A 15,514-nucleotide genomic window follows, 5' to 3' on the forward strand; every position below is an offset into this window, starting at 1 on the left:
CGCCAACCCGCACAGCAATGCCCTCAGCCCGGAATGACTTTTCAGGCTGAGGGCACTCGCCTCACAGACCAGGATTCTTCTCAGCTCATCACGGAGCAGGAATCATCATCGGCCGTCACTGTTCGGCAACGAACACTCCTGCGAAGAACTCGCCGATCTCATCGTGAGCGTCAAGAGGGAAGATGCCCGAGACATACTGATCGGGGCGAACCACGACCACAGCACCCTCACGACTGATGCCGCGCTCATCGTAGATGTCCTCCTCAGGCATGGCCGCGAAGATCTTCTCCACGTATTCGAGGTCGAACTCGCCCACATGCGGGCGGAAAGCCGTTGGAACATCGGGGAATGAGAACTCGGTATGGTCCTGTTGGTAGACGACGCTGAGTTCGATGAGTGCATCGAGGTCAGCGCCCTCACGGCGGAACCTGACCAGAGGCGAAGCCGGGTCGAATTCGAGCCAGTCAGCCAACTGCGTGACCTTGGACTTCGTCGAACCTGCTGCGCCGTCATCGGCCCAGCCGCCCGTACCGGCTGCACCATCGCCGAGCATCGGAGCAGGTGCATCCGCGAAGACGTAGACACGCCAGCGGCCGTCAGCCCTGGCCTCATGGCCCAGGTGGATGAAGTTGGCGTCACAGCTGCGCTGCACCTGAGCCGATTTGAACCTCTTGCCGACAGGGAACCCGCTGGCCAGTTCCTGGTGTTTGGGGGACGCAGTGATCATTGATTGCGTGTACTCGGTCATGAACCCGGCGGGGAACTCGGCAGTCTTGACGTAGAAGTCCTGCAGATAGGTCTCTTCCGGCAGGTCCTCCTGCGGGGTCGCCATCAGGGTCGACCATTCCTTGTCGAAGTCGATGAGATTCTTCGCAGTCACCTGGCGTTCTGCGGAATAGGTTCGCAGCAGCTCTTGTGAGGACCGTCCGGAGATCACCTGACCGAGCTTCCATGAGATGTTGAACCCGTCCTGCATCGACACGTTCATGCCCTGGCCGGCCTTCGCCGAGTGAGTGTGGCAGGCATCGCCGGTGATGAACACGCGCGGGCACGGTGAGCCGACCGCAGTCTCATCGGTGTCGTCGAAGGCGTCCGTGAGGCGGTGACCGACTTCGTAGACGCTGTGCCAGGCGACTTCTTTCACATCGAGGCTGTAGGGACTGATGATGGCGTTCGCGTTGGCGATGATTTCGTCGATGCTTGTCTGCCGCACCTTGCGTGCATCGTCGTCGGAGACTTCGCCCAGGTCGACGTACATGCGGAACAGATGCCCGCCCTCGCGGGGGATGAGGAGGATGTTGCCGTGCTTCGAGGAGATTGCGCACTTGGTGCGGATGTCCGGGAAGTCCGAATTTGCGAGCACGTCCATCACGCCCCAAGCATGGTTGGCTTGGTCGCCGGTCATCGTGCGTCCGATGGATTTACGGACGCCGGAGCGGGCACCGTCGCAGCCGATGACGTAGCCGGCGCGGATGGTGTGTACTTCACCTGCACGCTCCCCGGCTGTGCGCCGGAGGGTGACCGTGACCGGATGACTGGAATCGACTGCCGCGCAGTCGCCAGCGTCGTCACCATCAATCGTGAGGTCGACGAATTCGAAGCCGTAGTCGGGAGAGATGCGGGCGGGAGACTGCTTGGCGAACTGCGCAAAGTAGTCGAGCACTCGCGCCTGGTTGACGATGAGGTGCGGGAATTCGCTGATTCCCGTCTCATCGTCCTTCGGCCGTCCGGTGCGGATGATGTGCTCGGGATTCTCCGGGTCCGGATTCCAGAAGGCCATCTCGGTGATGTGGTAGCCCTCGCGCATGATCTCCTCGGCGAACCCGAACGCCTGGAAGGTCTCGACCGAGCGTGCCTGAATGCCATCGGCCTGCCCGATGACCAGGCGGGAGTCGCGCTTCTCGATGATCCGGGTACTGACCTCCGGGTACTGAGAGAGCTGTGCCGCCGCGATCATGCCGGCCGGTCCGCTGCCGACGATGAGGACATCAACCTCATCGGGCAGGTCGGCTGGGCGATCGATTCCATAACCTGCTGCAGCTTCGATCCGCGGATCTGCGGACACATAGCCGTGCTGGTGAAAGTGCATGTCAACCTCCGGTTCATCACACGTCTTCGTGACTTTCCAATGCTAGCAGTTCATATACGATCATGTGGTATCCAGGGCATCATTGAAGAATTCCTATGATCGGGCTCACAGATTGCTACTCCTCATGGCCGGTGCCCAGCGGAGTGCCCGAGCGGCCCTGCGGTGCCGGTCTGGCGACCGGGGAGATCGCCGTCATGATGGCGGGATAGGTGGGCGCAGAGGCGGTCGGGTCCGCGGGTCTTGGGCAGCCTGTCCGAGGGGTGGTCGCCTGCTCCCTGTGCGCCGCGGTCTCGTGGAAGGCGGGCGGTTCATTGACGCCCCGCTGAATCCGATGACCGACGACACTGGGCGCGATCGGCGTTATCAGTACGAGGGCTCTCGGTAGATATGACGTGGGCGACGGACACGGTGGCCCAACCTGTCTCCGTAGTGTCCGGCCGGGAATGTGCCCAGCGGGCGGAACGGGAAGCTGATGCCGGCGGTGGCCCAGACGAGTATGGTCGACAGCGTCGAAATCAGCAGGCTGGAGAAGGGTTCGTCGAAGATCATCCCGGAAGCGCGGCCGCCGGCGCCACCCTCGCTGAAGTGACGCAGGCCACTTGTCCTCCAGAACGGCATCATATACGATCTTGGTGAAAGCCAATTGAAATGAGGTGCGAGATCGATGTCGACTCCAGCTGGTGTCCCAGTCAGACCAGGCAAAATCGTTGCCGTCCACGTGGCGTACGAATCACGCTCGGCCCAGCGCGGAAAACGGCCCTCCCAGCCGTCCTATTTCCTGAAGGCAACAAGTTCCCTGGCTGCTTCGGGTGACACGATCGAGCGTCCTGCGGGGACCTCGCTGCTCGCCTTCGAAGGTGAGATCGCCGTCGTCATCGGCACAACGGCCAGATCCGTCAGCCCCGCAGAAGCCTGGACCTTTGTTGAGGGAGTGACCGCGTCCAACGACTTCGGTCTCTACGACATCAAGACTGCCGACAAAGGTTCCAATCTGCGCTCGAAGAGCCGTGACGGTTACACCCCATTGGGTCCGAGCATCATTCCCGCCTCCGAGGCGGATCCGCAGTCCCTGCGCATCCGCACCTGGGTCAACGGCGAGGTCAAGCAGGACGACGGCACGAGCGCCGCGCAGCTGATCTTCCCCCTGACCCAGATCGTCGCCGATCTCAGCCAGCACATGACGCTGGAACCCGGTGACGTGATCCTCACCGGCACTCCCGCAGGGTCGACGGTCGTCGCACCCGGGGATACGGTCGAGGTCGAGGTCACGGCCACCTCGGCGAGCACCGGATCAGAACTCAGCTCGGGTCGCCTCGTCACGAACGTCGTCGAGGGCCCTGGCGACTTCGACCCGAACCTCGGCAGCATGCCCGCCGTCGACGAAGCACTGCAAGTCGACGCCTGGGGATCACGGGAAGCCGCTGGTCTGGCACCGGAGGAAACTCTCACCGATGCGCTGAGCCAGGAGCTGCGCGCCAAGCTCGCCGAGGCGCCGACGGCTGGTCTCTCCGCACAGCTGCGTGCACGCGGACTCAACAACGTGGTCATCGAAGGAGTCTGTGCTCTGGTGCCCGGCACGAAGATCGTGGGCACTGCGAAGACGCTGCGCTTCGTGCCCAACCGCGAGGATCTGTTCAAATCTCACGGCGGCGGATACAACGCCCAGAAGCGGGCCTTCGACTCCCTGCAGTCCGGTGAGGTCGTCGTCATCGAAGCACGCGGCGAGTCCGGCTCGGGAACCCTCGGCGACGTGTTGGCGCTGCGGGCCAAAGCCCAGGGCGCGACCGGCGTCATCACCGACGGGGGAGTCCGCGACTCTGCTGAGGTGGCCGGGATCCTACCCGTGTTCTCGACGTCGAAGAACCCTGCCGTGCTTGGCCGCAAACACGTGCCATGGGAATCTGACGTGGCCGTGGCCTGCGGAAACGCCACCGTGCTGCCCGGCGACGTGATCGTCGGAGACGACGACGGCGTCATCGTCATCCCACGCGATCTCGTCGAGGAGGTCGTCGACGCGGCACTGGCGAAGGAGATCGAGGACGGCTGGGTGGCCGAACAGGTCGCCGCCGGCAACCCGATCGAGTCTCTGTTTCCCCCGAAGGGCGAATGGAAAGACAAGTTCGACGCCTGGAAAGCCTCACGATGACAACCGCTGACACCGTCGACGCGCATACCCAGCCGAGCTCATTGAGCAAGGCGGAGACGGCCTACCGCTGGATCCGAAGATGCATCGCGGATCAGACCTTTGAGCCCGGGCACAAGCTGGTGCTGGCTCAGATCGCTCTCGAACTCGATACCTCGGTCGTTCCGGTCAGGGAAGCCATCCGCCGCCTCGAGGCCGACGGGCTCGTCACCTTCGAACGCAATGTCGGGGCCCGTGTGGCCATGGTCGACCAGAGCTCCTACGCGCAGTCGATGGAGGCTGTGGCGGTCCTCGAGGGGGCCGCGACCGCGCAGGCTCTCGAGTTCCTGGGCGAGCACGATCTCGCCGAGGCGGATGCGATCAATGAGCGCATGCGAGACCTTCTCGCGAATTTCGATCCCACCGAATTCACCCGCCTCAACCACGAATTCCACGCGACGCTGTTCCGACGCTGCCCGAACGAGCGACTGCATTCCTTGGTCGCCGTCGAATGGGATCGTCTGGCGCACCTGCGCAACTCCACCTTCTCCTTCGTGCCCGAGCGGGCGCAGGGGTCAGTCGACGAGCACGCCAGGATCCTTGCACTCATCCGGGCCCGCGCCTCGGCGGAGGAGATTGAGCGAGTCGTGAGAAATCACCGCTCGGCGACCCTCGCCAGCTATCAGGAAGCCCAAGCCAAAACCACCGATACCCGTGTAACTACAGGAATCATCGACAGAGAAGAGGGCAAGTCATGACGAAGTCCACTGCAACTCCAGCGAACCTGCCGGAGAAGATCCGTCACTACATCAACGGTGAATTCGTCGATTCGATCGACGGCGAGGAATTCGACGTCATCAATCCGGTGACCAACGAGCCCTACATCAAGGCTGCATCAGGCAAGAAGGCCGACATCGACGCCGCCGTCGCCTCAGCGAAGCAGGCCTTCGACGAAGGCCCTTGGCCCTCGATGCTCCCACGTGAGCGTGCCCGCGTGCTCAACAAGATCGCCGACATCGCCGAGACCCGCAGTCAGGAACTGGCAGAGATGGAGTCCTTCGACTCCGGCCTGCCGATCACCCAGGCGAAGGGACAGGCCAACCGGGCCGCGGAGAACTTCCGCTTCTTCGCTGATCTCATCGTCGCGCAGGTCGACGACGCGTTCAAGGTTCCCGGCCGTCAGGCCAACTACGTCAACCGCAAGCCGATCGGCGTCGCCGGGCTCATCACTCCGTGGAACACGCCCTTCATGCTCGAGTCCTGGAAGCTGGCTCCGGCAATCGCGACCGGCAACGCCGTCGTGCTCAAACCTGCCGAATTCACCCCGCTGTCGGCATCGCTGTGGCCAGGCATCTTCGAAGAGGCCGGACTGCCCACAGGCGTCTTCAACATGGTCAACGGCTTCGGCGAAGAGGGCTTTGCCGGAGACTCCCTCGTCAAGCACCCCGATGTCCCGCTCATCTCGTTCACCGGTGAGTCGAGCACGGGTCAGACGATCTTCGCCAATGCCGCTCCCTGGCTCAAAGGCCTGTCCATGGAACTCGGCGGGAAGTCACCGGCCGTCGTCTTCGCCGATGCTGACCTCGACGCGGCGATCAATGCCACTGTCTTCGGCGTCTTCTCCCTCAACGGCGAACGCTGCACCGCCGGTTCGCGCATCCTCGTCGAAGAGTCGGTCTATGACGAGTTCGTTCAGCGCTACGCTGCTCAGGCCAAGCGCGTGAAGGTGGGCCTGCCTTCGGATCCCAGCACCGAGGTGGGAGCACTGGTCCACCCCGAGCACTACGAGAAGGTCATGTCCTACGTCGAAATCGGCAAGCAGGAAGCTCGCCTCGTCGCCGGCGGCGGCCGCCCCGAAGGCTTCGAGACCGGCAACTTCGTCGAGCCGACCGTCTTCGCCGATGTCACCCCCGACGCACGGATCTTCCAGGAGGAGATCTTCGGTCCCGTCGTCGCGATCACTCCCTTCAAATCCGATGAGGAGGCGCTGCAGCTGGCCAACAACACCAAGTACGGTTTGGCCGCCTACATCTGGACCTCCGACCTCAAGCGGGCACACAACTTCTCGCAGGCCGTCGAATCCGGAATGGTGTGGCTGAACTCGAACAACGTCCGCGACCTGCGCACCCCCTTCGGCGGAGTCAAGGCCTCGGGCCTGGGACACGAGGGCGGATACCGGTCGATCGATTTCTACACGGAACAGCAGTCCGTGCACATCAACCTCGGCGAGGTCCACAATCCAGTCTTCGGGAAGCAGTGAGAGGAAAACACATGTCCCAGACAATCCCTGTCCCATCAGTTCCGGCCCCGGATATCATCCGCTGTGCCTATATGGAGATCGTCGTCACCGATCTGAAGAAGTCCCGCGACTTCTACGTCGGCGTCCTCGACCTGCAGGTCACCGAGGAAGACGAGAGCACCGTCTACCTGCGGTCAATGGAAGAATTCATCCACCACAACCTTGTGCTGCGACAGGGACCGGTGGCCGCAGTCGCCGCATTCTCCTACCGTGTGCGCAGCCCCGAAGAGGTCGACGCCGCCGAAGCGTACTTTCGTGAGCTCGGCTGCCGAGTCGAGCGGAAGAAGGACGGATTCGTCCGCGGCATCGGTGACTCGGTGCGCGTGCAGGATCCGCTCGGCTTCCCTTACGAGTTCTTCTACGACGTCGAGCACGTCGAGCGCCTGGCCTGGCGCTACGACCTCTACTCCCCAGGGGCACTTGTGCGTCTCGACCACTTCAACCAGGTCACCCCGGACGTGCCGAAGGCCGTGGACTACATGGAGAACTTGGGCTTCAAGGTCACCGAGGACATCCAGGACTCCGAAGGCACTGTCTACGCCTCGTGGATGCGCCGGAAGTCCACCGTGCATGACACGGCGATGACCGGCGGCGACGGCCCGCGCATGCACCACGTTGCTTTCGCCACGCACGAAAAGCACAACATCCTCGCCATCTGCGACAAGCTCGGGGCATTGCGCCTGTCCGACACGATCGAACGCGGACCGGGCAGGCACGGCGTCTCGAATGCCTTCTACCTCTATCTGCGCGACCCCGACGGCCACCGCATCGAGATCTACACGCAGGACTATTACACGGGTGACCCCGACAACCCGCGCGTGACCTGGGACGTCCACGACAATCAGCGCCGCGACTGGTGGGGCAACCCGGTCGTGCCGTCCTGGTACACGGACGCCTCCACGGTCCTCGACCTCGACGGCAATCCGGTGTCGTTGACTCAGCGCACCGACGACTCCGAGATGGACGTGACGATCGGCGCCGACGGGTTCTCCTACACTCGGCGTGAGGACGCGACGGCCGCCGTCGGCGAGCACTCCGGTGCTGGCGAGGGAGAAGACGAGTTCAAACTGGGCCACCAGCTCTGAGGAGACGCGCACATGCTCGATGAAACAACGATCGCCGCAATCGCCGACGATCTGGCGCAAGCGGAGAAGAACCGGACGAAGATCGGTCTGCTGACAACCAAGTATCCCGACATGACCGTCGAGGACTCCTACGCAGTGCAGAACGAATGGCGTCGCCGAGGTGAGGCCTCCGGGCGGAGACTGATCGGTCACAAGATCGGCCTGACCTCGAAGCCGATGCAGCAGGCGACGGGCATCAGTGAACCCGACTACGGGGCGATCTTCGCCGATCAGGTCTACGACACAGGTTCGGTCATCGACCACTCGCAGTACTCGGGCGTGCGTGTCGAGGTCGAACTCGCATTCGTGCTCAAGGACGAACTGCGCGGACCGGACATCAGTCTCATCGACGTGCTGCGGGCCACCGAATACGTGGTGCCGGCACTCGAGGTGCTGTCGTCGCGGATCGAGATGGAAGGCCGCACCATCGTCGACACGATCTCCGATAATGCCGCGCTGGGGGCCATGGTCCTCGGCGGTCGTCCGGTGGCCGTCGACGCGGTTGATCTGCGCCGGGTCGGGGCACTGCTGTACCGCAATGAGTCGGTCGAGGACTCCGGCCTCGCCGCAGCCGTCCTCGACCATCCAGCCCGCGGCATCGTGTGGCTGGCGAACAAGCTGGCCGAACACGGCGATGTCCTTCGAGCTGGGGAGACCGTCCTGGCAGGGTCTTTCACCCGCCCCATGTGGGTCAGCTCGGGCGATACCGTCCACGCCGACTACGGAGATCTGGGAGTCATCACATGCCGTTTCGAGTAGAACTGCCACCGACGCTGACTCAGCGCATGGCTGAGCTGGGCGAGGGGGAGCATCTGGCCGGAATGTGGGTCTGCTCCGGTTCGCCTGTGGCCGCGGAGATCGCCGCATCCTCGGGGATGCAGTGGGTGCTCATCGACGCCGAACATTCGCCGATCGGCCTCGAAACCACGACCGGTCTGTTGCGCGCCATGAACGGATACCCGGCGACCCCTGTCGTGCGGGTGCCCGTGAATGACCAGATGCTCATCAAGCAGTTCCTCGACCTCGGCGCGCAGAACCTGCTCGTGCCGATGATCGATACCCCGGCTGACGCCGAGGCGGCCGTGCGTTCCGTGCACTACCCGCCTCACGGTGTGCGAGGGGTGGGATCGGCACTGGCGCGGGCCTCCCGCTGGAATGCGGTGCCGAACTACCTCGGCCGTGCCGAGGAACTCGTGTCCCTGACCGTGCAGATCGAATCTGCGACGGCGGTCGACAACGCCGCCGAGATCGCTGCAGTCGATGGGATCGATGCAGTGTTCGTCGGGCCCTCTGACCTTGCTGCTTCGATGGGTCTGCTCGGGCAGCAGACCCACCCGGATGTCACTGATGCAGTGCTGCGGACCTTCGCCGCGGTCAAGGCGGCCGGCAAACCGGTCGGTGTCAATGCCTTCGATCCCGAGCAGGCGGGGAAGTACCTTGACGCCGGTGCCTCCTTCGTCCTCGTCGGTGCCGATGTCGGTCTGATGATGAACGGCGCCCGCGCCTGGGCCGAGACCTGGGTGCGCGACTGATCGGCTGAGAGCAGCTGAGCAGCGTGGCGGTGGCCCGGAGGACGTGTGTCCTCCGGGCCACCGCCTTACTCCTTACTCTTTGTTTCGGCGTCTGCCGGTGATGAGCAGGGCCGTGGCTCCGAGCCCGATGAGGAAGATTCCGGCGCCGATGAGCATTCCGTTGCCCGTGGTGCCCGTCCTCGGCAGCTGTGCCGGTGGGGCGGGTGCTGCAGGTTTGTCAGCGACCGGTTCCGAGACTGGCTCAGCCGGCGGGGCGGGTGCTTCCGGCGGGGCGGGTGGCTCCGGTGCCTCCGGCGGGGCAGGTGGCGGAGTGGGTTCTTCAGGCGGTGTCGAGGGCTCCTCGGGCGGTGTTGGTTCCGGCGGTGCTGGGGGAGCAGTGGGCTCCTCCGGTGGCGGCGTCGGCGTCTCCTCAGGTGGCCGGTGCACGGTTTCAGCGGGGATGCCCCAGTCGCTCGTCCATTTCTGGTGCTCGTCGTTGTCCTGGATCGTGGTCACATAGGTCACCCACCCGACGGGCATGTCGATGGCCTTGGAACTCACCGTTGCGGTGCCCTCTTCGTCCCCGACCACGGTGATGTCCTGGGAGTGGAGCTTTGTCCCGCTGACTTCCTTCGACTGCTCTGGCTCGGTGTCCGAGTGATATGCCGTCATCGTGATCACTGCTTCTCCGCCCGGGCGCAGTCCGCTGACCGTGACTTCATCATGGACGGCGTTGACCTTGAGAACCGCCTTCGTCTCGGCGCTCGGGGTCCAGGGAACGAAGCCTGTTTCCCGCGGCTGACCGTGGACGCCCTTCCATTCCTTCGTGGACTTGTCACCGGCGATGGTCTCGGTGAAGTACATCCATCCGTGGAAGTCCTGGGGAACAGTGATCGCATCGGATCGGTGTGTGCCGTTGCCGACGTCCTTCGACGTCACCCGTGCGATCACCTCGGCGTCGTCGTTCTTCTTCCCGGGTTCGGGCATCGATTGCGTCTGCCACAGCTCGTGCTCGACGGTGACCGTGTGGTCGCCGACCAGGCCCGAGACGGTGAACGTGTCGGTGATCGAATCGCCTGACTGCGGGCTCTGGTCGGAGATTTCGGTGGAGACACGAGGCTTCGAGGTCATGTCGACCTTCGCCTGAGCAGAGACCTCGACAGGTTCGTCAGGGGTGATGACGCGTTGGACCCGTTTGGTCTTCTGAGGTTCGTAGAGCAGGACAGACTCTGGCGCGAGGCGTGCCGATGCCTTGGCCGTGACCGTGCCGGGAGCGTTGAGCTTGAGGGTGGTGACGACGGGTTTGGCCTTGCTGGTCAGGGATTTCGGTGCGTTCTCGGTTCCGTTGACGTCGAGAGTGAGAGGAATGCCCGGCACGGCGGTGCCTGAGGCGCTGGTCAAGGACACGGAAAGCGTGACCGTACCCGTCATGGGGAACTGGGGCCTCGTGTCGTCGCCCTTGCTGTCATCGACTCGTTTGACATCACCGTCCTCCGGCTCCTGACCGCCGTATGGCTCGAGCACCGGCATGTCTACGACTGGGGTCAGGCTGACATCGAGGGTATAGGGACCAGCGAACTTCTTGGCTTCGGTGCTGATCTTTGAGAACTGCTTCGCGGCACCCGTGAACTTCTTTCCCAGGTCGCCGGGCTCTTGCGGGGGAACCTTGTGATCATGCGGGATCGCCTCATCCAGACGTGCCAGCGCGCTCAAGGCTGCCTGCACATCGGCCGATGTGGACCCGGAGTACTCGTGCAGCGCCCACGCGGTCTGCGCGGTGGTGATCTTCTGCGCTTCTGAGTTCGTGAAGTACTTGGGCAGAGGAGATTGTTTGCCGGCATCGATGCAGTATGCATGCGTGTCATCGAAGGTTCGGTAGGCGCCATACCAGGTCTTGCCCTGCGGTGCGTGATGCCAGATGCCGGGACCATAGGCGTCGCTGGCCTTGAGCATCGGCACTTCGCCAAGCGAAGCGGACGGTCCTTGGGCCATGGCCGGTCCGAGTCCGATGAGAGAGGCCAGAGCCAGGACCAGGAGGAGGAGAGCGGAGCGGAGAGCGAAGCGTCTGCGAGTAGTCATATTCCGATTCCACGATGAATGTGTCGAGCCTGACTAGTGCAGAAAATCTGCCTGTGAATTCACCCGGCATCATCCACAGGAAAACGAACACGAGTCGATGTCGACAGCAGTGGGGGTGTGGACAGGCGAGGGTGCTCGCGGGCAGACGTCATTCCAGGTCACGGTGGTTACCATCGAGATTGGACGGGCAGCCCACGATTTCATCGCTGCTGTCCCTCGCCGAGGTGGTCGGCGGGAACGGTGATTCGTCCACATGGGAGCGAACGTGAGTGGGTCGCCGAATGTCAGCAACTGTTGCGGTATGGCCACACCGTTCTGGGCCTGGCGTCAGCAATGGACCGTAAACTTGTCAAGGCGGTGAACTCCAGACGAAGAAGGACGATATATGTCGCATCAGGCGGGCCCCGGAAACGGCCCCGACTCGCAGCAGAACGCGCATCCGGGCGAACCCGTGCCCCAGCGCGCGCATCCTCCTCAGGGCACCGACCCCCGGAACCCTAATGTGCCTCCTCAGCAAGGAATGCCGCCTCAGCAAGGAATGCCGCCACATGGTCAGGCCCAGATGCCGCCACAGGGGCCACCGATGCAACAGCCCCCGCCGCAGCAGCCGGTCCCGCCGCCGCAGCGCCCGAACAACGACCGGTTTCGTCCTCGACCGCCGCAGCCCGGTCCCGGTTCGCAGGGGCCGGGCCCGCAGCAGCCCCCTCGTCAGATCCCCCAGCCGGGGATGAACCCGGCGTCACAGGGTCAGGGCAATCCTCGCCTCGGCGCCCCGACGAGCCAGCCGCCGATGCAGCGACGCGTCTACGAACAGGCGCGGTTCGCACCGACCGTGACCCAGGAGATGCGGGTCCGTGCCCACGTGCAGGCACCTCAGCAGGTGGTCTCGGAGACCCCGTGGACCGGGGCTGTGCGCCAGTCCCAGCCCGAGGAAGAGCCCGGGTCGACCGCAAACATCGTGCGCTTGGTGATCGCCATCCTCGCAGTGGTCGGCCTCTTCGTCGGACTGTTGCTTCTCGCTCTTCTCGGAGGACTGAGCTTCGGCCTGAGGCTCTTCGCGCTGGTTGCGTTGTCAGCGGTGCCACTGATCGCGATCGTCGCCTACGTGCTCTGGCTCGACCGGTGGAAACCGCAGCCGAAGATCATCCTCGGACTCTGTCTCCTCTGGGGTGCCGTCGCCGCCGTCATCCTCACCCTCTTCGTCTCCCTCGTCAGCCAGGTCGCGCTCTATTTCGCCGGCGTCGGGGCAATGCCCGATGCCGTCGGCGCCGTGATCCAGGCCCCGATCGTCGAGGAGACGACGAAGACCGTACTGCTCGTTGTCATCGTCCTCGCTGCTCGCCGGCACTTCGAAGGTCCCCTCGACGGACTCGTCTATGGTGCCCTTATCGGTGCCGGCTTCGCCTTCACTGAAAATGTGCTCTACCTCGGCGGCGCGTGGGAGCAAGGCGATGGCATGGATCTGCTGTGGACCTTCATTCTCCGCTGCCTGTTCTCTCCGCTGCTGCACACGGTGTTCTGTACCTGTGCCGGCGTGACCATCGGCCTTGCCGCCCGCAAGTGGCAATGGTGGGCGATCATCCTGATGTGGCTGCCTGGCCTCCTCGTCGGCATGATTCTGCACGCCCTTTGGAACGGCACGATGACCGGGCTGGGCCAGATCAACGAGTTTGTGTCGATCATCGGACTCATCGTCCTCAGCTTCATCTTCACCACACTTTGGGTGGTGCTCGGGATTGTCCTGCGCCGCAGTGAACGCCTCCACACGCAGAATATGCTCGGCGACTACGCGAACACGGGATGGCTCACCTACTCCGAAGTCGACATGCTCGCAACGTGGAAGGGACGGAAGTTCGGCAAACGTTGGGCCGATTCGTTCCCCGGCGGCAAGGAGGAGATGCGCACCATGATCCGTACCTCCGGAGATCTCTCGACGACGCGCATGCGGCTCCTGGCCGGAGTCGGCGGGCAGAAGGAACGTGACATAGAGAGCTTCCAGCTGAAGAAGTTCTCCTCCGCCCGCGATCGCCTTCTCGCTGCATCGAACAGCGTGGTGCGCTGACTTCTATGATGATCGTAGACGTCGTCATCATCATCCTGGGGATTGCTGCGCTCTTCTCCGGGTTCCGCCAGGGAATCATCATCGGTCTCGGCACCGCAGTCGGCTTCGTTGTCGGCTGGATCGTGGGCCGGCTGCTCTCACCCCTGGGCGAAAGCCTGAGCGAAGGCACCCAGGCAATGGAGAATCCCGGTGTCGTCATCCTCCTGGCGTCGATGCCGCTTGTCCTCAGCGTTCTGTTCGCCTTCGCCGGCAACGGGATCGGCGCATGGATCAAACGATCCATGGACTCTCAGCTTGGGCAGGGCATCGACTCGATCGGCGGCACGGTCACCGCGGGTGTAGTCTACGTCCTTGTCATCTGGCTGGCGGCGGGGTTCATTCGGACCACACCGTGGGTCGAACCGAACCGGTGGGTCGCGGACTCATCGGTGATAGCGGCCGTCGACCGGACGATCCCGTACTCCTCGCAGATCGCGCTGGGCGACATCTCCCAAGGTCTTAAGGCCACAGGGTTCCCGCAAGTGTTCGCTGGCCAGACAGAGCAGATACGCGGCGTTGGAAAACCCGACTCCGCGATGGTCGATGTCGGTCGTGGCGTCGAGGAATCCGTCGTCAAGATCACGACCACTGCCACCACCTGTCCGACAGGATCCGAGGGGTCGGGGTTCGTCTACAGCGACGGACTCATCGCCACCAACGCCCACGTCGTTGCAGGCTCAACGGACCTCGCGGTCCAAGTCGGAGGTAAGGGCAAGCCCTACTCCGCCGAGGTAGTGGAATTCGATTCTGAGGCCGATGTGGCCGTCCTGCGGGTTCCCGAGCTTGATGCGCCCGCTCTCGACTTCGGCAACGGGCTGGGGCCGGGAGACGACTCAGTGGTCGCCGGTTTCCCCCAGAACGGGCCCTATACGATCTCTCCTTCGCGAGTGCGAGAGAAGATCAACGCGCGGGGCCTGGACATCTACGATTCGAGTTCAGTGGTGCGCGAGGTGTATTCGATCCGCGGCATCGTCCGCGAAGGAAACTCGGGAGGTCCGCTGCTCGACGCGAACGGTGATGTGGTGGGGATGGTCTTCGCCAGGTCTGCCACCGATGAGGAGACAGGGTATGCCCTCACACGTGCGGAGATCAGCGACGAACTGCAAGCGGGAGCGCAGAACCGGGCTCCGCAGCCGACAGGGCAGTGCACCGGCTGACAACTATCTCAGGTCAAGGCCGGCGATTACTTCAAGTCAAGGCCGGCGAGTACGGCGCGATGGTCACTCGAGCCGCGGTCGAGCACCTCGTCGGAGGTGGCGTCGAACCCGCGATACAGTACGTGGTCGAGTCGGGTGACGGGGAAGCGAGCGGGCCAGGTGAAGCCGAATCCGCCGCCGGTTTCGACCCGCGTATCCTCCAGCGGGGGAGACAGGGTCGAGAAGTTGGTGTCCGTCGTTGCGGTGTTGAAGTCACCGGCGACGATGACGTGCTCGGCTGCATCGGTTTCGACTTCTGTGGCCAATCTGCGGATCGCAGCATTGCGCATGGCTTCATGACCGGGGCGCACCGAAGGCATGTGCACGGAGTAGAACCTGATGTCGCCGTGGTCTGTGGAGACGGTTGTGGCGAAGGCGCGCGGCCACTGCAGCCCCAGGTCCACCTCTTCGGGTGCAGACATCGGCCATTTCGACCACACACCGATCGTGTCGACGACCTGCGAATGTTCGAACGAGGAATCGAGTTCCTTGTGGATGATCTTGCCTGACAGGGACTCCAGTTCCTGAATCGTGACGATGTCCGGGTCGGCGGACACGAGGCTCTTCGCCGCCGCTGTGGGCTCGGGCAGCCTGGCTCCCACGTTGTGCGTAGCCACCGTGAGGTCCGGTTCGCCGGTGTCGTTCGCCGGAATCACCGCGGAACCGAACATCGAGGCCCAGACAACTGTCGGAACCAGAATGCCGATTGCTGACAGCACCGAAAAGCGGATGAGGAACATGAGCAGGACGAGAGCCAGGACGATTCCCGTCCACGGCAGGATGCTCTCGACGAGCAGCGCAACGCCCATCCTGGTAGGCAGCAGGTGGTGGAGCAGGAGGAATGCCGCATAGGCCACGCCGAAGATCAGCGCAGTGATCCCCTTGGCTGGGCTGCGCGATTTTCTGGGTTGAGAATATTCCTGGTTCATCGATTAAGAAGCTTAACCGCTGAGCCTGTCCTCATGCTGGGTGAGTCATGCGACGTGCCTCACT

The 15,514-nt window shown here is 63.5% G+C and carries 12 protein-coding genes; 8 read left to right on the plus strand and 4 right to left on the minus strand.

Annotated features, from left to right (window positions below; translation table 11 throughout):
- Nucleotides 1–115 precede the first annotated feature (115 nt).
- Together BANT918_RS05520 and BANT918_RS05525 are read right to left on the minus strand one after the other, a co-directional pair.
- Nucleotides 116–2,089, minus strand: coding sequence for an FAD-binding monooxygenase (locus BANT918_RS05520; RefSeq protein WP_101619315.1), 1,974 nt, complete (start codon nucleotides 2,087–2,089; stop codon nucleotides 116–118).
- 363 nt (nucleotides 2,090–2,452) lie between these two features.
- A complete protein-coding gene (locus tag BANT918_RS05525; RefSeq protein ID WP_101619316.1) occupies nucleotides 2,453–2,710 on the minus strand; it encodes a hypothetical protein in 258 nt (85 codons plus the stop codon).
- 43 nt (nucleotides 2,711–2,753) lie between these two features.
- On the opposite strand from BANT918_RS05525, the gene BANT918_RS05530 reads away from it, so the two are divergent.
- From BANT918_RS05530 to BANT918_RS05555, 6 genes are read left to right on the plus strand one after another with little or no spacing between them, the layout of a single operon-like run.
- Entirely contained in the window at nucleotides 2,754–4,235 is a 1,482-nt protein-coding gene (locus BANT918_RS05530) for a fumarylacetoacetate hydrolase family protein (RefSeq protein WP_101619317.1), read from the plus strand.
- Nucleotides 4,232–4,969 carry a GntR family transcriptional regulator gene (locus tag BANT918_RS05535; RefSeq protein WP_101619318.1) on the plus strand — a complete coding sequence of 246 codons (738 nt, stop codon included), beginning with the start codon at nucleotides 4,232–4,234 and terminating at the stop codon, nucleotides 4,967–4,969. Before BANT918_RS05530 ends, BANT918_RS05535 begins: the two co-directional genes overlap by 4 nt.
- Nucleotides 4,966–6,471, plus strand: coding sequence for a 5-carboxymethyl-2-hydroxymuconate semialdehyde dehydrogenase (hpaE, locus tag BANT918_RS05540; protein WP_101619319.1), 1,506 nt, complete (start codon nucleotides 4,966–4,968; stop codon nucleotides 6,469–6,471). Before BANT918_RS05535 ends, hpaE begins: the two co-directional genes overlap by 4 nt.
- Before the next feature lie 11 nt (nucleotides 6,472–6,482).
- On the plus strand, nucleotides 6,483–7,595 hold the full coding sequence (gene hpaD / locus BANT918_RS05545) for a 3,4-dihydroxyphenylacetate 2,3-dioxygenase (RefSeq protein WP_101619320.1): 1,113 nt from the start codon (nucleotides 6,483–6,485) through the stop codon (nucleotides 7,593–7,595).
- 12 nt (nucleotides 7,596–7,607) lie between these two features.
- Nucleotides 7,608–8,393, plus strand: coding sequence for a fumarylacetoacetate hydrolase family protein (locus BANT918_RS05550; protein WP_101619321.1), 786 nt, complete (start codon nucleotides 7,608–7,610; stop codon nucleotides 8,391–8,393).
- The gene (locus BANT918_RS05555; RefSeq protein WP_101619322.1) at nucleotides 8,378–9,166 is read left to right on the plus strand and encodes an HpcH/HpaI aldolase family protein; all 789 of its coding nucleotides are present in this window, start codon (nucleotides 8,378–8,380) and stop codon (nucleotides 9,164–9,166) included. The genes BANT918_RS05550 and BANT918_RS05555 overlap by 16 nt, the downstream gene beginning before the upstream one ends.
- A gap of 72 nt (nucleotides 9,167–9,238) precedes the next feature.
- Here BANT918_RS05555 and BANT918_RS05560 read toward each other — a convergent pair whose 3' ends face one another.
- Nucleotides 9,239–11,224 (minus strand): LPXTG cell wall anchor domain-containing protein, encoded by a 1,986-nt coding sequence (locus BANT918_RS05560; RefSeq protein WP_101619323.1) that lies wholly within the window; start codon nucleotides 11,222–11,224, stop codon nucleotides 9,239–9,241.
- A gap of 583 nt (nucleotides 11,225–11,807) precedes the next feature.
- On the opposite strand from BANT918_RS05560, the gene BANT918_RS05565 reads away from it, so the two are divergent.
- Nucleotides 11,808–13,286, plus strand: a complete 1,479-nt coding sequence (locus tag BANT918_RS05565) for a PrsW family intramembrane metalloprotease (RefSeq protein WP_233430367.1) — start codon at nucleotides 11,808–11,810, stop codon at nucleotides 13,284–13,286.
- Between the two features lie 5 nt (nucleotides 13,287–13,291).
- A complete protein-coding gene (locus tag BANT918_RS05570; RefSeq protein ID WP_101619325.1) occupies nucleotides 13,292–14,482 on the plus strand; it encodes a MarP family serine protease in 1,191 nt (396 codons plus the stop codon).
- 26 nt (nucleotides 14,483–14,508) lie between these two features.
- Here BANT918_RS05570 and BANT918_RS05575 read toward each other — a convergent pair whose 3' ends face one another.
- Nucleotides 14,509–15,450, minus strand: a complete 942-nt coding sequence (locus tag BANT918_RS05575; protein ID WP_101619326.1) for an endonuclease/exonuclease/phosphatase family protein — start codon at nucleotides 15,448–15,450, stop codon at nucleotides 14,509–14,511.
- Nucleotides 15,451–15,514: the final 64 nt, after the last annotated feature.

The sequence above is a fragment of the Brevibacterium antiquum CNRZ 918 genome (assembly GCF_900169145.1).
Classification (GTDB): Bacteria; Actinomycetota; Actinomycetes; order Actinomycetales; family Brevibacteriaceae; genus Brevibacterium; species Brevibacterium koreense.